This is a genomic window from Bradyrhizobium forestalis, assembly GCF_002795245.1.
GTDB lineage: Bacteria > Pseudomonadota > Alphaproteobacteria > Rhizobiales > Xanthobacteraceae > Bradyrhizobium > Bradyrhizobium forestalis.
Genome location: NZ_PGVG01000001.1, coordinates 435,578 through 457,479, shown reverse-complemented (window position 1 = coordinate 457,479; position 21,902 = coordinate 435,578). Strand labels below are relative to the sequence as shown.

General features: G+C 62.5%; 18 protein-coding genes and 1 pseudogene. 13 read left to right on the top strand and 6 right to left on the bottom strand.

Annotated features, from left to right (window positions below; translation table 11 throughout):
• Nucleotides 1-11 precede the first annotated feature (11 nt).
• On the bottom strand, nucleotides 12-854 hold the full coding sequence (locus CVM73_RS02055; protein ID WP_167406571.1) for an IclR family transcriptional regulator: 843 nt from the start codon (nucleotides 852-854) through the stop codon (nucleotides 12-14).
• 164 nt (nucleotides 855-1,018) lie between these two features.
• Nucleotides 1,019-3,148, bottom strand: coding sequence for an acetate--CoA ligase family protein (locus CVM73_RS02050; RefSeq protein WP_100230330.1), 2,130 nt, complete (start codon nucleotides 3,146-3,148; stop codon nucleotides 1,019-1,021).
• Nucleotides 3,149-3,500: 352 nt separating this feature from the next.
• Between CVM73_RS02050 and CVM73_RS02045 the strand changes: the two genes are divergently transcribed.
• From CVM73_RS02045 to CVM73_RS02025, 5 genes and pseudogenes are all read left to right on the top strand, one after another.
• Complete coding sequence (locus CVM73_RS02045; RefSeq protein WP_167406570.1) at nucleotides 3,501-4,196, top strand: GntR family transcriptional regulator; 696 nt, start codon at nucleotides 3,501-3,503, stop codon at nucleotides 4,194-4,196.
• A gap of 76 nt (nucleotides 4,197-4,272) precedes the next feature.
• Nucleotides 4,273-6,006, top strand: a complete 1,734-nt coding sequence (oxc, locus tag CVM73_RS02040) for an oxalyl-CoA decarboxylase (RefSeq protein ID WP_100230329.1) — start codon at nucleotides 4,273-4,275, stop codon at nucleotides 6,004-6,006.
• Nucleotides 6,007-6,069: 63 nt separating this feature from the next.
• A complete protein-coding gene (frc, locus tag CVM73_RS02035; RefSeq protein ID WP_100230328.1) occupies nucleotides 6,070-7,347 on the top strand; it encodes a formyl-CoA transferase in 1,278 nt (425 codons plus the stop codon).
• Between the two features lie 329 nt (nucleotides 7,348-7,676).
• Nucleotides 7,677-7,892, top strand: a pseudogene (locus tag CVM73_RS41600) (N-acetyltransferase); the annotation flags it as partial.
• Between the two features lie 204 nt (nucleotides 7,893-8,096).
• Nucleotides 8,097-8,963, top strand: coding sequence for a C13 family peptidase (locus CVM73_RS02025; protein WP_245452188.1), 867 nt, complete (start codon nucleotides 8,097-8,099; stop codon nucleotides 8,961-8,963).
• A 133-nt stretch (nucleotides 8,964-9,096) separates the two neighbouring features.
• Here CVM73_RS02025 and plsY read toward each other — a convergent pair whose 3' ends face one another.
• Nucleotides 9,097-9,780, bottom strand: a complete 684-nt coding sequence (plsY, locus tag CVM73_RS02020; RefSeq protein ID WP_100230327.1) for a glycerol-3-phosphate 1-O-acyltransferase PlsY — start codon at nucleotides 9,778-9,780, stop codon at nucleotides 9,097-9,099.
• A 389-nt stretch (nucleotides 9,781-10,169) separates the two neighbouring features.
• On the opposite strand from plsY, the gene CVM73_RS02015 reads away from it, so the two are divergent.
• Nucleotides 10,170-11,402 (top strand): alpha/beta hydrolase family protein, encoded by a 1,233-nt coding sequence (locus tag CVM73_RS02015; protein WP_245452187.1) that lies wholly within the window; start codon nucleotides 10,170-10,172, stop codon nucleotides 11,400-11,402.
• A 320-nt stretch (nucleotides 11,403-11,722) separates the two neighbouring features.
• Here CVM73_RS02015 and CVM73_RS02010 read toward each other — a convergent pair whose 3' ends face one another.
• Nucleotides 11,723-12,778: an alpha/beta hydrolase family protein gene (locus CVM73_RS02010; protein ID WP_245452186.1), complete on the bottom strand. Its 1,056-nt coding sequence runs from the start codon at nucleotides 12,776-12,778 to the stop codon at nucleotides 11,723-11,725.
• Between the two features lie 53 nt (nucleotides 12,779-12,831).
• Between CVM73_RS02010 and CVM73_RS02005 the strand changes: the two genes are divergently transcribed.
• From CVM73_RS02005 to CVM73_RS01990, 4 genes are all read left to right on the top strand, one after another.
• The gene (locus CVM73_RS02005) at nucleotides 12,832-13,521 is read left to right on the top strand and encodes a hypothetical protein (protein WP_100230325.1); all 690 of its coding nucleotides are present in this window, start codon (nucleotides 12,832-12,834) and stop codon (nucleotides 13,519-13,521) included.
• A 392-nt stretch (nucleotides 13,522-13,913) separates the two neighbouring features.
• Entirely contained in the window at nucleotides 13,914-14,357 is a 444-nt protein-coding gene (locus tag CVM73_RS02000; protein WP_100230324.1) for an SRPBCC family protein, read from the top strand.
• Between the two features lie 368 nt (nucleotides 14,358-14,725).
• A complete protein-coding gene (locus tag CVM73_RS01995) occupies nucleotides 14,726-16,009 on the top strand; it encodes a serine hydrolase domain-containing protein (protein WP_100230323.1) in 1,284 nt (427 codons plus the stop codon).
• 146 nt (nucleotides 16,010-16,155) lie between these two features.
• Nucleotides 16,156-16,605, top strand: coding sequence for a c-type cytochrome (locus CVM73_RS01990; protein WP_100230322.1), 450 nt, complete (start codon nucleotides 16,156-16,158; stop codon nucleotides 16,603-16,605).
• A gap of 184 nt (nucleotides 16,606-16,789) precedes the next feature.
• Here the strand turns inward: CVM73_RS01990 and CVM73_RS01985 are convergent, their stop codons facing one another.
• Together CVM73_RS01985 and zigA are read right to left on the bottom strand one after the other, a co-directional pair.
• On the bottom strand, nucleotides 16,790-18,094 hold the full coding sequence (locus CVM73_RS01985) for an Hsp70 family protein (RefSeq protein WP_100230321.1): 1,305 nt from the start codon (nucleotides 18,092-18,094) through the stop codon (nucleotides 16,790-16,792).
• A gap of 117 nt (nucleotides 18,095-18,211) precedes the next feature.
• Nucleotides 18,212-19,417, bottom strand: coding sequence for a zinc metallochaperone GTPase ZigA (gene zigA, locus CVM73_RS01980; protein WP_100230320.1), 1,206 nt, complete (start codon nucleotides 19,415-19,417; stop codon nucleotides 18,212-18,214).
• A 258-nt stretch (nucleotides 19,418-19,675) separates the two neighbouring features.
• Here zigA and CVM73_RS39935 point away from each other — a divergent pair, with 258 nt between their 5' ends.
• The 3 genes from CVM73_RS39935 (at nucleotide 19,676) to CVM73_RS01965 (ending at nucleotide 21,864) form a co-directional block, all read left to right on the top strand.
• Entirely contained in the window at nucleotides 19,676-19,813 is a 138-nt protein-coding gene (locus CVM73_RS39935; RefSeq protein ID WP_167406555.1) for a hypothetical protein, read from the top strand.
• Between the two features lie 464 nt (nucleotides 19,814-20,277).
• Nucleotides 20,278-21,285, top strand: a complete 1,008-nt coding sequence (locus CVM73_RS01970; RefSeq protein WP_100230319.1) for a Bug family tripartite tricarboxylate transporter substrate binding protein — start codon at nucleotides 20,278-20,280, stop codon at nucleotides 21,283-21,285.
• An 87-nt stretch (nucleotides 21,286-21,372) separates the two neighbouring features.
• Nucleotides 21,373-21,864, top strand: coding sequence for a tripartite tricarboxylate transporter TctB family protein (locus CVM73_RS01965; RefSeq protein WP_100230318.1), 492 nt, complete (start codon nucleotides 21,373-21,375; stop codon nucleotides 21,862-21,864).
• The last annotated feature ends 38 nt before the right edge of the window (nucleotides 21,865-21,902 follow it).

Sequence of the window (21,902 nt, the reverse complement as noted above, 5' to 3'; positions counted from 1 at the left end):
AGAGTCTTCGGTTAGCGGGGCGCCGGGATCACCCCGCCAAGCGCGGCCGTCAGTTCGGCGGCGACATCCCGGACGATTTGCCCGATCTCCGGCAACCGTTCGTCGGTGACCCGACTGGTCATGCCGGATACGGAGATCGCGGCAAGCGGTTCGGCGAGCGCGTTGTATACCACGGCAGCCACGCAGCGCAGGCCGACCTGCGCCTCCTCATCATCGACCGCAAAGCCCTGCTTGCGGATCTTTTCGAGCTCCTTGAACAGATCACTCGGCCGCACGATCGACTTCTCGGTCAGGCGGGGCATGCCGTGATGGCGGATGACGGCGCCGACGTCCTCATCTGAATAGGTTGCGAGCACCGCTTTGCCGACACCTGACGTCACCATGGGGACACGCCCGCCGACCTTGGTCAGCGAGCGCATGATCTCGCGGCTTTCCATGCGGGTCAGCACGATGATGAACTCATCGTCGACCACGGCGAGATTGGCGGTCTCGCGGGTGAGATCGCGCAGCTTGCGCAAGTAAGGGATCGCCTGCGCGGAGAAATTGCGCCGCCGTGCAAAGCTGGCGCCGACCGTGAAGCTGCGCACGCCGACATGCCATTTGGATTCGCCACGGTCGAACTGCACGAAGCGGCGGCTTTCGAGCGTTGCGAGTAGTCGATGCACGGTGGAGGCCGACAGGCCGGTGCGGATCGCGAGGTCGCTGAGGCGATAACCTTCATCGTCCTCGGCCAAGGTCTCGATGATCGACAGCGCGCGGTCGACAGATTGCACGCCACCGTCGCGGCCCTCTTGATCAGCCTCCGCCGGCGATCTGGATTCGAGCGATTTGCGCCGGATCACGTTCTTGCTCATCGCGACCTGTCGCTTGTGCATCCGTCATTCCGGGATGGTGCGCCGGGACTGCGCGCAGCGCGGGCCTGGCGTACCAGACCCGGAATCTCGAGATCCTCAGGTGCGCAATTGCGCACCATAGCTCAACGCTTCGCGTTGCCCCGGGATGACGGGAGAGATGGTGCTCAGAGCAACCCTGCCCCGCGCGCCCATTTGTACTTGGCGCCGAGGACCTCAACCGGCAGCTCGGTCGAATAAGCGTAGGCCGGGATGCCGTTCTGGTAGAGATATTCGGCCGCTTCCTCGACCTCGACGTCGCCGGCGAGAGAAGCGACCATCGGCTTCACAAAACCCTTGGCCTCCATCTCCTTCTTCACCTCGACCATGTTGCGGGCGAACACCATCGGCGGGGTGACGATGGTGTGCCAGTAGCCGAGGATCAGCGCGTGGATGCGCTCATCCGACAGGCCGAGCTTCACGGTGTTGACGTAGGTGATCGGCGGCTCGCCGCCGGTGATATCCACAGGATTTCCGGCCGCGCCGAACGGCGGAATGAACTTGCGGAAGGCCGCATCCAGATCCGGCGGCATCGACATCAGCGACAGGCCGTTGTCGACGCAGGAGTCCGACAGCAGCACGCCCGAGCCGCCGGCACCGGTGATGATCAGCACGTTCTCCCCCTTCGGCGTCGGCAGCACCGGCACGCCGCGGGCGAATTCGAGCAGCTGGCGCAAGCTGCGCGCACGGATCACACCGGACTGCTTGAACACGTCCTCGTAGATGCGGTCGTTGCCGGCGAGCGCGCCGGTGTGCGACGAGGCCGCCTTCGCACCGGCCGAGGTGCGGCCGGCCTTGAGCACGACGACCGGCTTCTTCTTCGAGACGCGTTTTGCCGCTTCCGCAAAGGCGCGGCCGTCCTTGAGGTCTTCGCAGTGCTGCGCGATCAGGTTGGTGTTCGGGTCCTGTTCGAAGAAGGCGAGCAGATCGTCCTCATCGATGTCGGACTTGTTGCCGAGGCCGACGATCGCCGAGACACCCATCTTGGCCGAGCGCGAGAAGCCGATGATGGCCATGCCGATGCCGCCCGACTGCGACGACAGCGCCGCGTGGCCCTTGACGTCATAGGCGGTGCAGAAGGTCGCGCAGAGATTGGCCGGCGTATAATAGAAGCCGTAGATGTTCGGCCCCATCAGGCGGATGTCGTACTTCTTGCCGACCTCGACGATCTCGGCCTGCAGCTCCGGCGCGCCGGCTTCCGCAAAGCCTGACGGGATCAGCACCGCGCCCGGGATCTTCTTCTCGCCGCATTCTGTAAGCGCGCCAGCGACGAATTTTGCGGGGATCGCGAACACCGCGACGTCGATAACGCCAGGGACGTCCTTGACGCTCTTGTAGGCCTTGTAGCCGAGGATCTCGGCGGCCTTGGGATGGATCGGAATGATCTCGCCCTTGTAGCCGCCGTTGATGAGGTTCTTCATCACGGAATTGCCGATCTTACCATCCTCCGCGGAGGCGCCGATCACGGCGACCGCCTTCGGCTGCATGATGCGGTTCATCGCCGCGACGATCTCTTCGGTCGGACGCGGCTTGGGCTTCGGCTTGTAGGCGAAGTCGACGACGATGCGGACATCGGCGGCAGTCGCGCCCTTCGGCGTCGCGAACACCGGGTTGAGGTCGAGCTCGACGATCTCAGGGAAGTCAGTGACGAGCTGCGAGACCTTGACGATGACATCGGCAAGCGCCGCGCGGTTGACCGGCTCGCTGCCGCGCACACCCTTCAGAATCTCGTGCGCCTGGATGCCGTCGAGCATCGAGAGCGCGTCTTCCTTTGTGGCAGGCGCGAGGCGGAAGGTGATGTCCTTCAAGACTTCGACCAGCACGCCCCCGAGCCCGAACGCCACCAGCTTGCCGAACGAGCCGTCGGTGATCGAGCCGACGATGACTTCGGTGCCGCCGGCCAGCATCTGCTGCACCTGCACACCTTCGATCTTGGCATCGGACTTATATTTCTTTGCGTTGCCGAGAATGGTCTCGTAGGCCTTCTCGGCCTCCTCCGCCGTCTTGAGGCCGACGATGACGCCGCCGGCTTCGGTCTTGTGGAGAATGTCCGGCGAAACGATCTTCATCACGACCGGGAAGCCCATGGACGACGCCATCTTGCCGGCCTCGCCCGCCGACTTGGCCACGCCCTCCTTCGGCACCGGAATGCCGTAGGCGTCGCAGACCAGCTTGCCTTCCGGCGCCGTCAGGCTGGTGCGGTTGTCCGCCTTGACCTGGTCAAGCACCTTGCGGACGGCATCTTTGGAATTGGACATGTGGCTTCTCCCTTGACCTCAGTTCGTTCTTTTCAAAGCGCGCGCGTGGTTAGCGGCTGCCCGTGATGCTTGCCATTCGCCGCGCTCTGTTCCATGCGGCGGAGCGGAGTGGCATAAAGCTCAAGACTACCCCGCCGGCTTGGATCAAAAATGGCTGGCGATGGCATTTGGTATGCCAGAAGCCAACTTGTCAAGCCGCAGCGCACCCTGGAATGCCGCAAAAAATAGGCAGCTTGACATTCTGGCATGTGGTATGCCAAAAACTTTCCCGTTAATATTCCTGTAAAAGACGACTCCCCACTGGAGGAGATTCGTCGTGTCACTACGGAAACCAACCAAGGCGTTGCCGAACATGGCCGAGGCAGACATCGCAATCGTTCGTATTGCCCCGGAGAGCAGCTTCAAGAACAAGGCGTATGACGCCTTGAAGGAAGCCATCCTCAAGATGGACATCTATTCGACGCCCGAGCCGGTGATGCTCGATGAGCGCGCATTGTCCGAGAGGCTTGGCGTCAGCCGCACGCCGATCCGCGAAGCCATCGCGATGCTCGAGCAGGACGGTTTCGTGAAGACCGTTCCGCGCCGCGGCATCATGGTGGTGCGCAGGACCAAGAGCGAGATCGTCGACATGATCCGCGCCTGGGCGGCGCTAGAGAGCATGGCCGCGCGTCTCATCACCACCACCGCGCGCAAGAAGGACATCACCGCGCTGCGCGACTTCTTCAAGGATTTCGGCAAGGACCGCCTGCCCGAGGATCACGTCGAGGAATATTCCAAGGCCAACATCGCCTTCCATCAGGCGCTGATCTCGCTGTCGGAATCACCGGTGCTGGTCGACCTCACCAACGACCTGCTGCTGCACGTGCGCGGCTATCGCCAGTTGACCATCGGACGCAAGGACCGCACCGCGACCTCCCTGCCCGAGCATCTCGGCATCATCGAGGCGCTGGAAGCGCGCGACACCGAGCTCGCCGAGAAGCGCGCCCGCGATCACACCCTCGGCCTTGCCGCCTACGTCGAAGCGCACGGCCAAGAACTGTTCACATAGCTGTTCACTTAAGCAACGTTCACCAGAAGGGCGAACAATTCGCCCCAACGACCTTGAGACCAGGGAGACAAGGCCCATGCTGAATACCGCGACCAAGTCCGAAGCACCGGGCACCGAGCAGGAACTGACGGATGGCTTCCATCTCGTCATCGACGCGCTCAAGCTGAACGGCATCAACACCATCTATAATGTGCCGGGCATCCCGATCACGGATTTGGGCCGCATGGCGCAGGCCGCGGGCATTCGCGTGATCTCCTTCCGCCACGAGCAGAACGCCGGCTACGCCGCAGGCATCGCCGGCTACCTCACCAAGAAGCCCGGCGTCTGCCTCACGGTGTCGGCGCCCGGCTTCCTCAACGGCCTCACCGCGCTCGCGCACGCCACCACCAACTGTTACCCGATGATCCTGGTCTCGGGCTCCTCGGAGCGCGAGATCGTCGACCTCCAGCAGGGCGACTACGAGGAGATGGACCAGCTCGCGATTGCCAAGCCGCTGTGCAAGGCGGCCTATCGCGTGCTGCACGCCCAGGACATCGGCATCGGTTTTGCCCGCGCCATCCGCGCTGCGGTCTCGGGCCGTCCGGGCGGCGTCTATCTCGACCTGCCGGCGAAACTGTTCGGCCAGGTCATGAACGCCGAGGCCGGCCGGAAGTCGCTGGTCAAGGTGATCGATGCTGCGCCCGCGCAGATCCCCTCGCCCGCCTCGGTGAAGCGTGCGCTCGACGTGCTCAAGGCGGCGAAGCGTCCGCTCATCATCCTCGGCAAGGGCGCGGCCTACGCCCAGGCCGACGAGGAGATCAAGAGCTTCGTCGAGAAAAGCGGCGCGCCGTTCCTCCCCATGAGCATGGCCAAGGGCCTCCTCCCCGACACCCATCCGCAGTGCGCCGGCGCGGCCCGCTCGACGGTGCTGAAGGAGTCCGACGTCGTCATGCTGATCGGCGCGCGGCTGAACTGGCTGCTCTCGCATGGCAAGGGCAAGAGCTGGGGCGAAGCGCCGAAGAAGTTCATCCAGGTCGACATCGAGCCGAAGGAGATGGACTCCAACGTCGAGATCGTCGCGCCCGTCGTCGGCGACATCGGCTCGGTCGTCTCCGCCTTCAACCAGGCGATGGGTACGGGCTGGACCGCCCCGCCCGCCGAATGGACCAAGGCGATCTCGTCCAAGCGCGAAGAGAACGTCGCCAAGATGGCGCCGAAGCTCATGAACAACAAATCGCCGATGGATTATCACGGCGCGCTCGGCGTGCTGAAGAACGTCATCAAGGAGCACCCCGAGGCGATCCTCGTCAACGAAGGCGCCAACACGCTCGACCTCGCCCGTGGCGTCATCGACATGTACCGCCCGCGCAAGCGTCTCGACGTCGGCACCTGGGGCGTGATGGGCATCGGCATGGGCCAGGCGATCGCCGCCGCGCTCGAGACCGGTCATCCCGTGCTGGCGGTGGAAGGCGACTCGGCGTTCGGCTTCTCCGGCATGGAGGTCGAGACCATCTGCCGCTACAACCTGCCGATCTGCGTCGTCATCTTCAACAATGACGGCATCTATCGTGGCACCGACGTCAACGGCGCGAACTCCGACCCGGCGACCACGGTGTTCGTCAAGGGCGCGCGCTATGACAAGATGATGGAAGCTTTTGGCGGCGTCGGCGTGAACGCGACCTCGCCGGACGAGCTCAAGCGCGCCGTGGGCGAAGCGATGAAATCCGGCAAGCCGACGCTCATCAACGCGGTGATCGATCCGGCCGCAGGCTCGGAGAGCGGCCGCATCGGCAACCTCAACCCGCAGAGCGTTCTGCAGAAGAAGAAGTAAGTCCTCCCCTTCAACCCTAACTCCCTGTGGTTAGCAGGGGCAGACAGAGTACGGAGCAACACGATGACCAAAGCGCTCACGGGCGTTCGCATTCTCGATTTCACCCACGTCCAGTCCGGACCGACCTGCACGCAGCTGCTGGCCTGGTTCGGCGCCGACGTGATCAAGGTGGAACGCCCGGGCGTGGGTGACATCACCCGCGGCCAGCTGCAGGACATCCCGAACGTGGACAGCCTGTATTTCACCATGCTCAACCACAACAAGCGCTCGATCACGCTCGACACCAAGAACCCCAAGGGCAAGGAAGTCCTCACCGAGCTGATCAAGAAGTGCGACGTGCTGGTGGAGAATTTCGGCCCCGGCGTGCTCGACCGCATGGGCTTCCCCTGGGAGAAGATCCAGCAGATCAACCCGAAGATGATCGTCGCCTCGATCAAGGGCTTCGGCCCCGGGCCTTACGAAGACTGCAAGGTCTATGAGAACGTCGCGCAGTGCACCGGCGGCGCCGCCTCCACCACCGGCTTCCGTGACGGTCTGCCGCTCGTCACCGGCGCCCAGATCGGCGATTCCGGCACCGGCCTGCACCTGGCGCTCGGCATCGTCACCGCGCTCTATCAGCGCACCCACTCGGGCAAGGGCCAGCGCGTCACCGCAGCGATGCAGGACGGCGTCCTCAACCTTGCCCGCGTCAAGCTGCGTGACCAGCAGCGCCTCGCCCACGGTCCGCTCAAGGAATACAGCCAGTTCGGCGAAGGCATTCCGTTCGGCGATGCCGTGCCGCGCGCCGGCAACGATTCCGGCGGCGGCCAGCCCGGCCGCATCGTCAAGTGCAAGGGCTGGGAGACCGATCCCAACGCTTACCTCTATTTCATCACCCAGGCCCCGGTCTGGGAGAAGATCTGCGACGTGATCGGTGAGCCCACCTGGAAGACCGATCCGAACTACGCCAAGCCGCCGGCCCGGCTGTCGCGCCTCAACGAGATCTTCGCCCGCATCGAGCAGTGGACGATGACCAAGACCAAATTCGAGGCGATGGAGATCCTCAACAAGGACGACATCCCCTGCGGCCCGATCCTGTCGATGAAGGAGATCATCGAGGACCGGTCGCTGCACGCCACCGGCACCCTGGTCGAGGTCGACCACCCCACCCGCGGCAAGTACATCTCGGTCGGCAACCCGATCAAGCTGTCGGACTCCCCGAGCGACGTCACCCGCTCCCCGCTGCTCGGCGAGCACACCGACGAGATCCTGCGCTCGGTGCTCGGCTTCAGCGATCACCAGGTCGCCGACATCCACAAGTCCGGCGCGCTCGACCCGCCGCAGAAGCAGGCCGCGGAGTAAGCGGCACCGCCTTGAACGATACGCAAGGGCCGCCCGAAAGGGCGGCCCTTTTGCTTGTGAAGGCCGTGCAATGACAGGCACCAACTAAAAAACTGAAGAACAACCCTATGCACAGTAGCTAACTGCTTGGGCTCAAAGTAACTTCTTATTTTTCGAACTTGCCTTTGACCCGTCGGGCAAAACAGGGGTATTATGCCAACGTCGAATGATACGGATGTTAGGCTCGGCAAGGAGCTCGCCGCCTTCACTAGTCGTTCATCCTTATTTGAAACGACACTGCAGAATTGCCGGCGGGTTGGCTGAATTAATGGTGTCGAGCTCGACGCCGCGGCATCGCACGACAGATGTTGAGTTTTGCGGAAGACGAGTGCCGCACACGCAATCGTCCCCGGATGGATCTCAGCACATCCGAACTGCAGCGCGACGCACTATCCCTTTACAGGACCTCCGGATATCACTTGGTTCGCGAAGAGGTGGCCGTGGCAGCCAGCAACAAATCTCTGGGCGGTGGTATTCGGCGTTATCATTTCACCAAACAGCTCTGATGCGCCCATCCGCTCTAGGCGCATCGCGATTGCCGCACCAACTTGGTCGCCACAGGGGCAAAGCGGACTGAGCTTTCATGGCATCGCGCGGCCGAGCTTGGGTACACGGGCTAGCGCGTGTACTCTTAAGTCACACGCTTAGATTGGGTGCCCTAGATGTCCGCTCATCCTTCAACAGCGGCACAGACATCGTTGAGGTCGCCGATGGGCCATATCCGGACCCTTGCACGTGCGATTCCGAAGGATGGATGGAAATTCACTGGCTTTCCGCTATTTTGTATTGAGCCGCAGTTCTGTAGCGGCGATCTCGAAACGAGGTTCGCGATGACCTCCAGGTCCTCGATCAGGCGGCTCGGCGCGCCGCTCGTCGCTTTTTTTCTGACCATCTGGCCGTTGGTTCCTCCGGTACATGCTGTTGCGGACGCTGGAAAGGTTGGCGTGGTGTCCTTTGGCCTGTACGGGGATCAAGACGTGTTCAGATCCGAGGCGACCGGCGCGGCTCAGGTCGTGGCCGGCCGTTTCGAGACTGGAACAATCAACGTGGAGTACAATTCCAAGAAAGGGGGAAGTGCAACGATCGAAGCTCTGGCCAAGTCGTTGCAGACGGCAGCCAACCGCTTGGATGCCGAGAAAGATGTTCTCTTTTTGATTCTCACCTCGCATGGCTCTCCTGATGGCCTTGCAATCAAGGCGGGGCGGCTCACAGAAACGCTCACACCATCTCGTCTCCGTGACATGCTCGCGAAGACAGGTGTGCGACACAAGGTGGTGGTCATCTCGGCTTGTTATTCGGGGGTTTTTATCCCGCGCCTGGCGACTCCCGATGTGCTGGTCATCACCGCGGCCGATGAGAAGCATCCATCGTTCGGCTGCCAGGACAAGGCCAAGTGGACCTATTTTGGCAACGCTTTTTTCAACGTCGCGCTCCGGAAAGCCGTCAGCCTGAAGGATGCGTTTCTCGATGCGCGCTCACTCGTCCGAAAGCGAGAATTGCGGGAACATTTCGAGCCGTCGAATCCGCTCATGGCGGGCGGTGCAGACGTGCTGCCATTGCTTGTCGGACGTCCTTGAACAACAGGCAGCGAGCGCAGAGCTATTGCTGGCGGGCGCATCGCCGTTTCCGGTCACCCCCGATAAGCAGACTGTTTGGCGGCCCGCTTAGACTTCGCATTCGGGCCACAAGCGGCCCCAGATAAGTCCTGTGCTAGACCTGCGCTTCCGCTTTTGCACCCCGGCCATTTCGACCCAGACGCGGCTCCGTTCCCGCCAAAAGCCTTTGAACGTTGGCGCGATGGCGGATGATCACGTAGAAGCCGCCTCCGATAACCAGCAACCGATACGGCAATGGGTGCTCGACCGCGCAGACAAGAACGATTGCCGTCACCGCCGCGAGCATCGAGCTCAAGGAAACGATCCGGGTCATAACCAGCACGACGCCAAAGACGGCTGCAGCCCCCAATCCCACGGGCCACGACATCGCCAGCAACACACCGAGCCCGGTCGCAGCCGACTTGCCGCCCGTGAAGTTCAGCCAGATCGATCGGCTATGTCCCAACAGCACGGCAATTCCAGCCAGACAAACGTCCCATGGTACCCAGATTTGCAGATCAGACGCTGTCGCCGGCGGGGATAGTTCTGCATAGAGCCAAGGACAGAACCAACGCGCGACGATGATCGCACCCACGCCCTTCAGCACATCGCCCACGAGCACGAACAAGGCAGGCCATTTACCGAGGGTCCGCAAGACATTCGTTGCCCCGGTGGACTTGGAGCCGTGATCTCGAATGTCGATGCCCCTGAGCAGTTTTCCCGCCAGATAGCCCGTGGGGACCGAGCCGAGGAAATACGCGATCACTAAGCCAACCGCGCCCGCTGTCCAAAAAGCCATGGGTTTTATGTCCAGTTTCCTGAACGCTGTTTTATCCCCGACTTCGATTGATCGCTATGGGTCAATCGCGACGGTTTGCCCGCGCCTCAGTAGGTCCGGCCTTCCACTCACAGCCGACATGTTGACGACCGGATGATCGTCGCGAAGGGGCACAAGCAGAGATTGCGCCTCATGAGATCGGGCCCTAGTCTGAGCTTCGGCAGGAGACGTGGCAGAGAATGCAGCGATCGGACATCTCGGTAGATCGGGGTGTGGCGCGGTTTGGCGACCGTCTCATGATGGGCGCGCGTCGGCGCGCTGTATTCGGAGCGCGATCACTTCGCAGGATTCGACAGGATTTCGAGCAGAGTATGCGCAGAGCTTCGGCTGTTCATTTGATGGTTTTCTTGATGTTGATGCAAAACGCTCCGGCCCAGCCCCTCACCGTCGACCCAGAATCGATCGTTCCGTTGCCGGACAAGTTCGACATGGAGACGCCGGCGCGGGACGTGCCGCCCGAGATTGCGCGCTTTCAGGGAGCGTGGATCGGAACCTGGCACGACGACAGACATATTCTCGTGGTCGAGCGCGTCAGGCCGGACGGGCATGCGAACGTGGTTTTCGCTCAGTCGGATTCGGCATTCTACGGCATGAATCGCGAATGGTGGCGAGGCGAAGCGACGGTCGCCGAGGGCGTGCTGACCATGACGGGCTTTCGCACCTTCCGATATGCCTTCGATGGTCCCGACCGATTGTACCTGGCCGCCACCATCGCATCCGGCGTCGCCTCCGGCAACGTCACGTCCGGGGCACTGGTCCGCGCTGATCCAATGCGGTTGGCCGCAGGTGAGCGGCCGGAGAATTGGCCCTGGCCCGGCGAGCGTCTCTTCCTCCCACACCTCACGCTTCGTACGCCCGACGATGCGCGGCCGATGATGCTCGAGGCGACATTCTACCCGCCGGCCGGACCGGGGCCGGCACCGCTCGCGATCATCACCCACGGCTCCGACGTCGGCCGCAATCAATTGCGGAGTTGGTCATTCGCAACCGAGGCCCATTGGCTGCGCGACAACGGCTTTGCCGTGCTGGTGTTCACGCGGCGCGGGCGCGGCATGTCCGAGGGCGTCAACGGCGAGGAGGATTTCGGGCGCGATCACGACGGCAGCCTCGTCGATGTATCGAAAGGGGTGGCGCAAGCCGTTGAGGATCTTGAATCGGCCATCGCTTACGGCCGCAAACTGCCTGGCGTCCGGCCTGGGCCGGTGCTGCTCTCGGGCCAATCGCGCGGTGGTTTTCTCGCCATGCACTATGCAGGTCTAAAACCTGATGAGGTTATGGGCGTGGTGAACTTCGTGGGCGGCTGGTACCCGTACGGACCGGTGACCACGCCCTATTACGCCAACGCTGGCCACGGCGCCGCCGGCAAGGTCCCGCAACTCTGGTTATACGCCGATAACGATCGTCTTTACCGTGAAGCCCTGATCCGCGAGTACCATCAGGCATTCGTCGCGGCCGGCGGCAAACTGCGCTTCGAGCTTCTCCACGGCGTTCCTGGCGATGGCCATTTGCTGCGGCTCTTTCCGGACCGCTGGCGACCGATCGCCGACGAATTCCTTGCCTCGTTCAATACGCGACGCCCCTAATGTACTGCGCTTCCATGTCTGATCGATTTCCGGTCGACGAACAGGAGCCGCTCAAGCGAAATGGGCCAATGAGTCCGCACCGGCTCAAGCGCGTCGCTACGACCGCGCGGCGGTGACTTCCGGTTAGCTCTGGTGGACAGACGTGTTACGCGCCGGCCGAACGTTTCCAGAGGCCAAATGCAGCCGGTGAAATTTCTCGGCGTCATTTTATCCGTTCGGCGATTTGATCGACGCTATTCTGATGCAGGATCAGCCGAGTTGCATCGGCCTAGCTGGAGCTATTGGTGGAGGCTGTCGAGGGATGCCGCGCTATCCAGCGCTCACCGCAAACCGCCAACAAGCTGCTCGTGGAAGAACTTCACCACGGCTGCATTGAACTCGCGGTGAAAGGCCGCCCGGTCAAAGCCGTCGGGATCAGCGCAAACTTGTGGCCTGAATGCCGCGAGCTCCGCCGTGCAGGGCGGCAGAAACGCATAGTGACCGGCCGGCACGACGTGAATGTCGGGCTTGCCCGGCAGACTGCGGGTGACGTAAGCGACGCCCGCCGCATTGACGCCCCCGCCTCCCAGTTCGGATCGCCAGACCTGCAGCGGGATTCCGATGCCCGCGAGATTTTCGGGCGTGAATGAAAAGCTCACGGCAGGATCAACGATCACTGCGGCCTTGATCCTTGCATCGTGCGGCGGATCCGCAGGAAACTCGCCAGCGCGCAACTCCTCGCAGACGGTCGACTTGTTCTCTTGCTTACAATTGGGAGCAAACCTGCGAAAATCGGGCCGACCGCCGGCCAGAACCAGTCCGGTAAAGCCGCCCAGGGAGAAACCGAACAGGCCAACCCTGGCGGGATCGATCGCGCTCCTGTCTTTCCACTCGTGCAGCATGAAATCGAGCAGGCGGACCATATGCGCTGGACGCGACGCCCAGACAGACATCCCGCGCGCCGACATATCGTTGGTATTGTTGCCGGGATGGTTGATCGCCGCGACGATGAAGCCGGCGTTCGCCAACGCTTCGATGATGTCGAGATGAAGCGCGAAGTAGCCGCTATTGCCATGGGAGACGATGATCAGCGGCAGCTTGGCCCCGGTGACGGGACAGTCCTTCGCTCCCTCCAGCCGATCGACCGTGGGCACAGAAAGACGGCCAAGCGCCACAACTGTCGGCTCCGCCGCGCAAGGATACCAGATCGCGCCTGACAGCGCCGGATCGGCGTCGAGCAGCTGAATGCCCGCAGCCTCGGCCGGCGAGCCAAAGCAGCAGAGCGTGACGGCGAAAGCCCAAAGCGTGCTGCGCAACGGAAGCCCCCTGATTTCCCGCAGGAGTTGAACGGGAAAACGATAGCGGAATTGTGGCTTCGGCTTGTCAAGCGTGCGCACCTTGCCGCCGCCGTTGGCATTGAGGCAAACTACCCGCAAAAAGGGAGGTCAGCATGACACTGCTCGGCAAGGCCGCCGTCGCGATGTGGTGGAGCGTTCGCTCCGAGCAGCGCAGCGAGTTCGGCGACTGGCACGCGCATGAGCACTTTCCGGAGCGGATGAGCATTCCCGGCTTCCGGCGGGGATCCCGTTGGACCAGCACGACGGATGCCGAAGGCTTCTTCGTGCTCTACGAGCTGGAACGATATGAGGTGCTGACGTCGAAGGGATATCTCGACCGGCTCAATGCGCCGACACCGTGGTCGACGAAGATGATGCCGCATCACCTCGGCATGGTCCGCAGCCAGTGCCGGATCGTCGCGAGCTTTGGCGGCGGCGTGGCAAGCTCGTTGGCCACCATCAGGCTTTCGCCGCAGGCCGGGCACGCTGCAGAACTGCAGGCACACCTCCTCGATATGCTCGGCGCCCTTGCGTCGAAACCGGGACTGACGGGCACTCACCTCCTTTTGACCGATACGCCGAAGACGAGTTCGCCCACCACGGAACAGCAGATCCGGGGAGAGGACGGCGCCGCGGATTGGATCGTGTTGTTGTCGGGGTACGACGCCGAAATGATCGAGGCTGTGATCGCCAGCCCGCTTTCGCCGTCGACGCTTGGCACACTGGGTGCGCAAGACAACCCGAAGATCGACCGCTACCAGCTCGCCTTCACGATGACATCTCAGGATATCGCAGCCGTCTAAAGCGGAATGGCTTTAGGTTGAACCGATTGCCACGGGTCGTTCACTTCTCCCGCTTGCGGGAGAGGTCGGCCGCGTTCCGGGCGATGCGAAGCATCGTCCCGTGCGCCAGGTGAGGGCTCTCGCCGCGCAGGGACATACTCGGCAAATTCTCAACAACCCCAACGCGGAGACACCCTCTCCCCAACCCTCCCCCGCAAGCGGGGGAGGGAGTGCACCTCCGTCGTTGCAGCGATCAAGCCTCATCCCATCATGCTTTCGCAACCCGGCCGAACAAGGCTCGAACAAAAAAATCGAAGACCCCCTGTCGGATCGGCGGCTTCCCCGTCGTCCTCGTGACATGAATGGGCCATAGACGCCAAACTCGGGCCCATCAATCACTGAGGATAACAACCATGCCCAATACCGTCCGTCTGCACCGCGTTCTCGCCACCAGGCCGGAGAAGGTCTATCGCGCCTTCCTGGAGGCTGACGCGATGGCGAAATGGCTTCCGCCGAACGGCTTCACCTGCACCGTGCATCATCTCGAGCCCAAGGTCGGGGGCACCTTCAAGATGTCGTTCCGGAACTTCACCACGGGCAACGGCCATTCGTTTGGCGGCGAATATGTCGAGCTCGTGCCGGGCGAACGCCTGCGCTACACCGACAAGTTCGACGATCCCAATCTGCCTGGTGTGATCGAGGTGACCGTGATCCTGAAGAAGGTTTCGGTCGGCACCGAGGTCGAGATCACGCAGTCCGGCCTGCCCGACGTCATTCCCGTTGAGGCCTGCTATCTCGGCTGGCAGGAATCGCTGCGCAATCTGGCACGGCTCGTCGAGCCGGAGATCAATCAATAGGCTGAACGGAATGGCTTCGAGCTGGCTCGATGTGAGCCGCGGGCTCGTTCGGCCTCCCCCGCTTGGGCAGAGCGATCGCATATGACTTGTTGCGACGGCCTGCGCGCACGCCTCGTCCTTCGAGACGGCGCTTACGCGCTTCCTCAAGGTTGAGGCCAATCGGCGTCAGTGCCCGTTGAGACTGCCGCCGCGCACTCCGTCCCTATCCTTCGAGACGCCCGCCGCAGGCGGGCCCTCAGGATGAGGTCGGGTGTGCGGCGGCAGCGCGGCAGGCGCTCTCCCGGCTGCGTGCCGGCGCTCCCTGCAATTCGATGCCCCTTGTGCCGGTCGAACGGACGGCTAAACTCGGACGGAACCGGGAGGGGCTGATGAGAGCATTCCAGACATTGCGGGTGCTTGTCTGTAGCGCGCTGCTCGTTGCGGCTGCAGGTTCGGCCTGGGCCGAAGGGACTTTCGAGATTCCCGCGGGGGCACATTTCAACAAGGACAAGCTGGCAAGAATTGACGAGTTCTTCCGCAACGAAGTAGCGACCGGGAAGATTCCCGGAGCGATCCTGCTCATCCAACAGCACGGCAAGCCGGTCTATCACCAATCCTTCGGCGTGCAGGACGTGGTGTCGCAGGCTCCGATCACCGACCAGACCATCTTCCGCCTGTTCTCGATGACCAAGGCCATCACCAGCGTGGTTGCCGTGCAGATGCTGGATGAGGGCAAGTTCTCCCTCGACGAGCCGATCGCAAAATACATTCCGTCGTTTGCAAACATGAAGGTCGGCGTCGAGAAGCAAGCCAGCGACGGGACCAAGACGCTCGAGCTGGTGCCGCCGGACCGGCCGCCGACAGTGCTCGACCTGATGCGCCAGACCTCGGGCATCACCTACGGCTTCTACGGCGACAGTCTGGTGCGCAAGGCCTACAAGGCTGCCGATATCTATGCTGGTGATTTCGACCTCGCCGAGTTTGCTGAGCGGATCGCAAAATTGCCGCTGCACAACCAACCCGGCGCGCTCTGGCAGTATGGCCATTCCACCGACATCCTGGCACGGATCATGGAAATCGTATCCGGCAAGTCTCTGATCGAGATCGAGAAGGAGAAGCTGCTCGATCCGCTCGGGATGAAGGATACCGACTTCCTCGTCACCGATCCCGACAAGCAGAAGTTGCTCGCCAAGCCGATGCCGAACGACAGCGATTTCCGGGTGGGGCGGGAGAACGACCCGACCAAGCCGAAGAAGATGATGTACGCCAGCGGCGGCATGGTCTCCACCATGGCCGACTACGCGCGCTTCGCTCAGATGCTGCTCAATGGCGGTAAATACGAGGACAAGACCATTCTCAGTCCCAAGGCGTTCAAGCTGTTGACGACAGATCATGTCGGCCCGGGTTCGGGCGTCGATCGGGACTTCTTCTATTTTCCGGGCGACGGCTTCGGCTTTGGACTCGGGCTCGCCGTGCGCACCGATCCGGGCAACGCCAAACCGCCGCCGCCGGGCAATCTCGGCGAGCTGAAATGGGACGGCGCCAGCGGCTGTTATTTCGTGATCGACCGCAAGCAGGACATGTTTTTCGTTTTGCTCGAGCAGACCCCCTCGGAGCGCCAGCGCATCCAAAGAACTGTGAAACAGCTGATTTATGAGGCCATGGAGAACTGACGGCGTCAGGTCGGCGAGCGAGCGACTGCAAAGCCAAAGCTATGTGCGCGCTTCGGCTCTGGCTGTACGCTCTTGATGTGCGTCAAACTGTCAAAGGGGCAAAGCGGCTAGGAGCAGGAGTCTTCCCTGCCGGCGTCGGAGGCGAGATGATGAGATCTGCTGTCGAATGGTTGATCATTGCCGGTCTTGCCGCTGGTTTCGCTGCTTCCGCTCGGGCCGAAGAAGTCGACATCGGCAAGGCGGAATTTCAGTCTTCGTGCGCGAGCTGTCATGGCGCCGACGCAAAGGGCAAAGGACCGGTCAGCGGCCAGCTCAAGACGCCGCCTTCGGACTTGACCATGTTGGCCAAGAACAACAACGGGGTGTTTCCCACCAACGCCGTTTACGAAACCATATATGGATCGAAATCAGTCCCAGCTCACGGCACGCGTGAAATGCCGGTCTGGGGCGAACGGTTCAACCCCATCGTCAACCTGCCTCACGCCGTTGATCCCTATTATTGGCAGAAGGCTGGGCCGCAGCAGAACCCGGAGATCGTCGTGCGGACTCGCATTCTCGCCGTGATCGATTACCTGAACCGGATTCAGCAGAAGTAGCGACCGAACAGCGTCGCCGCAGGGACGCCGCTCGCCACCTGCTACGCGAGCGTGGCCTGAAGCGCGATGAAATTTGGATGAACGGTCATCGCGCTTTAGATGATTGTTTGAGCATGGTCTCCGCGCAAACGCATTCTGCGTTTGTCGCGTGGGAAAACCGCTTCACACTTTTCCGGATCAGGCTCTAACTTGCCGCCCAGCGGTCCGGGTCGGGACTGTGCCCGATCAGCGCAAGCCCATAGGCGATCGACTCGAACTGGTCGCCCGACATCAGCCGCTCGTTGCCGAACCGCTCGGCGAACAAGCGTCGGACGGCCGGCACAAAGGACGTGCCGCCGGTCAGGAACACCTTCTCCACCTCGCGCGCGGTGATGCGGGCCTCGGCCAGCACCTTGTCGACGGTGGCGCCCAGCCGGGCGATATCGTCGGCGATCCAGGATTCAAGGTTCTTCCGCGTGATGGCCGCGCCGATGTCGACGCCGCCACCCCTAAAGCGGAAGTCCACCTCATCCTGCGCCGACAGCGCGACTTTGGCGTCGGACACCGCGCGGTACAGCGCAAATCCGAGGTCGAGATCGACGATGGTGATGAAATCCTCGAGCAGCTTTGGCTTCAACGCGGTGCGCGCCAGCTCGCGGAGCTCGCGCAGATCGCCGTTGCTCTTCATCATCGCGAGCTGATGCCAGCGCGCGAGATTGGTGTAGTGGCCGCTCGGGACCGGCAGCACCTTGTCGAACGAGCGGAAGCTCGAGCCCTTGCCGAGCCGCGGCGAGACGACGTGGTCGACGATGCGGTAATCGAACGTGTCGCCGGCAATGCCGATGCCGGCGTGTCCGAGCGGCTCGGCGCAAAGGGCGCCTCCCGCGCGGGAGAACCGCATCACCGAGAAATCGCTGGTGCCGCCGCCGAAATCCGCAACCAGCACGGTGGCATCGCGCTCCAACCGGCGGGCGAAGGAAAACGCCGCACCGACGGGCTCGTAGACATAGCGGGCGTGGCCGGCACCGAGGCGCTCGAACGCGGCGCGGTAGCGCTGCATCGCCAGCGCCTCGTCGGGATTGCCGCCGGCAAAGCGCACGGGCCGGCCGACCGTGATGTTCGCCGCCTCGAAGCCGAACTTTTCCCCGCCATGGCGCGCCAGCGTGCGCAGGAACGCCGCCAGGATGTCCTCGAACTTGTAGCGCTGCCGGAACACCTGGGTGGTGTTGAAGCTAGAGCTCGCTGCGAAGGTCTTGAACGACTGCAGGAAGCGGTAGACATGGCGGCCCTCGAGGAACTGCTCGATCGCCCACGGGCCGCCCTCGGCCTGGGCGCCGGCGCCCGGCCGGTCCTCCCAGAAGCACAGGGCCGAGACATAGACGCTGTGGCGCTGTCCGCCATGATCGAAACGGATGGCCTCGACCCGGCGGTCGTCCGCCGCAAGCGCGACGACCGTATTGCTGGTCCCAAAATCGATGCCGATCGAGACGGCGGGCGAGGCGCTCGACATGAACCACTCTGAAAGATGATTGGAAAAGGGGGCAGAGCACTAACGGCTTTGCCGTCCCCTTGCAAGACCTGGTCGGATGTGGAGCCGGGATCTCACGCCGCCCTGTATTTACGTCGATCAGTTGGACTGATCGCCTCGACGCCAGGCCGGAAACGGATCGGCGAGAGCGGACCATGCGGCAATGTCCATGGCGGACGTTTGCGGGACAAGACATGCGTCCAGCCTGCGGCGGATCCCGGCCTCATCCATGCCGGTGCCGATGAACACGATCTCCTGGCGACGATCGCCGTACACCTCGTCCCAGTACTTGCCGAGCCGCTTGCGCCAGGCCTCATCGTTCGGCCACCGCTCCTTTGGAACGCTCGCCCACCAGAAACCCAGCGCTTCGGTCCTCACGATCGCTCCCGCCTGGCTGATCTCGCCAAGCCATTGCGGCCTCGTCGCCAGCCAGAAATGCCCCTTCGCCCGGATCACGCCCGGCCAGGACTCCTTGACGAACTTGTCGAACTTCGACGGATCGAACGGCCGGCGGGCGCGGTAAACGAAGTTCTCCACGCCATATTCCTGCGTTTCAGGCACGTGGTCGGCGAAACCATAGAGCTCCTTGTACCAGAGCGGATGCTGCTGGACCTTCTCGAAGTCGAACCGGCCGGTGTTGAGCACGCGGTCGAAGGGCACGCGGCTGTGAGTGGCCTCGATGATGTCGGCTTCGGGATTCAACGAGCGGATGATCTGCCGTGCCGCCTCGCGCTGTTGCGGCGAGGCATCGTCCACCTTGTTGAGGACGACCACGTCGGCGAACTCGATCTGCTCCACGAGGAGATCGACCAGCGTCCGCTTGTCGCCGTCCAGCGCCTCGCCGCGCTCGCCGAGGAACTCGGTCGAGGAATAGTCCTTCAGCAGGTTGGCGGCGTCGACCACCGTCACCATCGTGTCCAGGTGGGCGATGTCGGAGAGGCTGTCACCCTCTTCCGAGCGGAAATCGAACGTCGCTGCGACCGGGAGCGGCTCGGAAATGCCCGTCGATTCGATCAGCAGATAATCGAAGCGCCCGCTTTCGGCGAGCGCGCGTACCTCCCTCAGGAGATCGTCGCGCAGGGTGCAGCAGATGCAGCCGTTGGTCATCTCCACCAGTGTCTCATCAGTCCGCGAGAGGTTGGCACCACCATCGCGGACCAGGTCCGCATCGATGTTCACCTCGCTCATGTCGTTCACGATTACCGCCACTTTCAGGCCGTGCCGATTGTTCAGGACGTGGTTCAGCAAAGTGGTCTTTCCAGCCCCGAGGAAGCCGGACAAGACGGTGACGGGGAGTTTGGGCATGGAGATCGAACAGCCTCTTGAGCGGGATGGGTCGAGAACGAGGGGACACGGCGTCTCATTATGTTATGTTATAACATAACATTCTCTGTTCGGCAGGCCGTGTCAAGGCGCCCTGCCCGCCCAAGGGAGCATTATGCTGCAATGCGATAGACTGTATGCTGCTATGCAAACAAGAGCATGGACGCTGGCATCTGGTATACATAAACTGTTCCCAGGAATGAGACAGCAAGACTGCCTGTCTCAAGAAAGGGAATTCCGATGTCCAAGACCGCTTCCGTTGCTCTCGCCCCCTCCTCCTCGCTGTTCGCCCGCCTGATGGCCGCGATCGACAGCTTCCTGATGGCGAGCGCCGAAATCTCGAATCACAACGGCGACTTGCCGCGTTTCGGCCTGTAGGAGGGTCTCGTCAGGCCGCCGAACCGCGGGCTGACAGATTCGCAGACGCCAGGTTTGATCAAATGGCTCCGCTCGTCGGGGCCATTTTCTTTTCGTGTCCTCGCCCGGCTCGCGACGACAACTGCGACGATTGGTCCGCCGACGTGCCCCATCGATCCGATTGTTTGTTTGCTGGCATCTCGCATACCATTCGCCAACCAAGAACGATTGTGCAACCAAAAGTATAAGACGGGGAAACGTAGCGCAGGACGGGAACAGCCGAGGAGGCGCACGTGCCGCGAACCTTGGCGGAATCTTAGCCGAAAGAAGCGGATGCCGCGCGTTGTCCCTGCTCATACAGTTTCGACCGGGACTGCCATGGGAGAAACGACCGCAAGGGTGACCCCAGGCATGTGACTCAAGATGGGCTGACGCAAGCCGACAAAGAGCGGCTGCGTTGAGGTTTCGACAGGGAGAGAAACAAGATGAAGCCATTCGTCCTGAATGTCGCTTTGGCGGCAATCGTGATGTCGTGCGCCAACGGCACCGCAAGCCGTGCCGCCTGGGAGCCGGTTCGTCCGGTCGAGTTCATCGTGCCCGCGGGCACCGGCGGCGGCGCCGATCAGATGGCACGCACCATTCAGGGCATCGTCACCAAGCACAATCTGATGAAGCAGCCTCTGGTCGTCATCAACAAGGCCGGCGGCGCGGGTGGTGAAGGCTTCCTCGACGTGAAGACGTCGTCGGGCAATCCGCACAAGATCATCATCACGCTGTCGAACCTGTTCACGACGCCGCTGGCGACCGGCATTCCGTTCAACTGGAAGGATTTGACTCCAGTCGCGATGCTGGCGCTCGACGAATTCGTGCTCTGGGTCAACGCCGAGAAGCCGTACAGCTCCGTCAAGGATTACGTCGACGCCGTGAAGAAGGCCCCAAGCGGCTCGTTCAAGATGGGCGGCACCGGCTCCAAGCAGGAAGACCAGATCATCACGGTCGGCATCGAGAAGGCGATCGGCACGAAGTTCACCTACATTCCCTACAAGGGCGGCGGCGAAGTCGCCGTCCAGCTCGTCGGCAATCACGTCGATTCAACCGTCAACAATCCGATCGAGGCGGTCGCGCAATGGCGCGGCGGCAAGCTCCGTCCGCTCTGCGTCTTCGACGCCCAGCCGATGGCCTATGACGAGCCGATCGCGGACGGCAAGGCCTGGAAGGATATTCCGACCTGCAAGTCGCAGGGCCTTGCGATGGAATATCTCATGCTGCGCGGCATCTTCATGTCGCCCAAGGCCACGAAGGACCAGGTCGAATACTACGTCGAGCTGTTCAAGAAGGTGCGCGCCACGCCGGAATGGCAGGAGTTCATGAAGAACGGCGCCTTCAACACGACCTTCCTGACTGGCGCCGACTACGCCAAGTGGGTCGAGGCGGAGGAGAAGCGCCACGAAGGCTTGATGAAGGAAGCCGGCTTCCTCGCATCGGGGAATTGAGCCGCGACATCGACGACGGCTGAGGACGCTGGTCGTCCTCACGCCTGCCGCGACCGCGAAACACCGCCATTCCGCCCGGAGGCCCCCATGTCTGAACGATCTGAACGCGGCCCGGCCCACAAGACGCTGGAAATCGGCATGGCGCTGCTGATCGGCGCCTTCGGCCTGGTCGTGATCTTCGGTAGCCTGAAGGCCGGCATCAACTGGGGCGCGGAGGGTCCGCGTGCCGGCTTCTTCCCGTTCTATGTCGGCGCCGCCATCGTCGGTGCGAGCGCCATCAACCTCTGGAGCGCGCGACGCGACGACGATGGCCGGCTGTTCGCATCCTGGGGACAGCTTCGCCAGGTCATGAGCGTCGTCGTGCCGACCGCGATCTATGTCGGCTCGATGCCGTTCATCGGCCTGTACGCCGCCTCGATGGTCTTCATCGCCTGGTTCATGCGCTGGCTCGGCGGCTATCGCTGGCTGACGACCATCGCGGTCGCGGTCGGCATGCCGGTCCTGACCTATCTGGTTTTCGAGCGCTGGTTCCTGGTCCCGCTTCCCAAGGGTCCGTTCGAGGAATGGCTCGGCCTGTAAGAGCCGCGCACTTATCCGATTACTGCTGCAGGACGTAT

What these genes read in the sequence shown, in the direction of transcription:
- CVM73_RS01990 (WP_100230322.1), top strand. Translation starts at nt 16,156, where the DNA reads ATGATGAGATCTGCTGTCGAATGGTTGATCATTGCCGGTCTTGCCGCT.
- plsY (WP_100230327.1), bottom strand. Translation starts at nt 9,780, where the DNA reads ATGGCTTTTTGGACAGCGGGCGCGGTTGGCTTAGTGATCGCGTATTTC.
- CVM73_RS02015 (WP_245452187.1), top strand. Translation starts at nt 10,170, where the DNA reads ATGTTGATGCAAAACGCTCCGGCCCAGCCCCTCACCGTCGACCCAGAA.
- CVM73_RS01965 (WP_100230318.1), top strand. Translation starts at nt 21,373, where the DNA reads ATGTCTGAACGATCTGAACGCGGCCCGGCCCACAAGACGCTGGAAATC.
- CVM73_RS02025 (WP_245452188.1), top strand. Translation starts at nt 8,097, where the DNA reads ATGGGCCATATCCGGACCCTTGCACGTGCGATTCCGAAGGATGGATGG.
- CVM73_RS02005 (WP_100230325.1), top strand. Translation starts at nt 12,832, where the DNA reads ATGACACTGCTCGGCAAGGCCGCCGTCGCGATGTGGTGGAGCGTTCGC.
- CVM73_RS01985 (WP_100230321.1), bottom strand. Translation starts at nt 18,094, where the DNA reads ATGTCGAGCGCCTCGCCCGCCGTCTCGATCGGCATCGATTTTGGGACC.
- frc (WP_100230328.1), top strand. Translation starts at nt 6,070, where the DNA reads ATGACCAAAGCGCTCACGGGCGTTCGCATTCTCGATTTCACCCACGTC.
- CVM73_RS01995 (WP_100230323.1), top strand. Translation starts at nt 14,726, where the DNA reads ATGAGAGCATTCCAGACATTGCGGGTGCTTGTCTGTAGCGCGCTGCTC.
- CVM73_RS02050 (WP_100230330.1), bottom strand. Translation starts at nt 3,148, where the DNA reads ATGTCCAATTCCAAAGATGCCGTCCGCAAGGTGCTTGACCAGGTCAAG.
- CVM73_RS02055 (WP_167406571.1), bottom strand. Translation starts at nt 854, where the DNA reads ATGAGCAAGAACGTGATCCGGCGCAAATCGCTCGAATCCAGATCGCCG.
- CVM73_RS39935 (WP_167406555.1), top strand. Translation starts at nt 19,676, where the DNA reads ATGTCCAAGACCGCTTCCGTTGCTCTCGCCCCCTCCTCCTCGCTGTTC.
- CVM73_RS02045 (WP_167406570.1), top strand. Translation starts at nt 3,501, where the DNA reads ATGGCCGAGGCAGACATCGCAATCGTTCGTATTGCCCCGGAGAGCAGC.
- CVM73_RS01970 (WP_100230319.1), top strand. Translation starts at nt 20,278, where the DNA reads ATGAAGCCATTCGTCCTGAATGTCGCTTTGGCGGCAATCGTGATGTCG.
- CVM73_RS02000 (WP_100230324.1), top strand. Translation starts at nt 13,914, where the DNA reads ATGCCCAATACCGTCCGTCTGCACCGCGTTCTCGCCACCAGGCCGGAG.
- zigA (WP_100230320.1), bottom strand. Translation starts at nt 19,417, where the DNA reads ATGCCCAAACTCCCCGTCACCGTCTTGTCCGGCTTCCTCGGGGCTGGA.
- oxc (WP_100230329.1), top strand. Translation starts at nt 4,273, where the DNA reads ATGCTGAATACCGCGACCAAGTCCGAAGCACCGGGCACCGAGCAGGAA.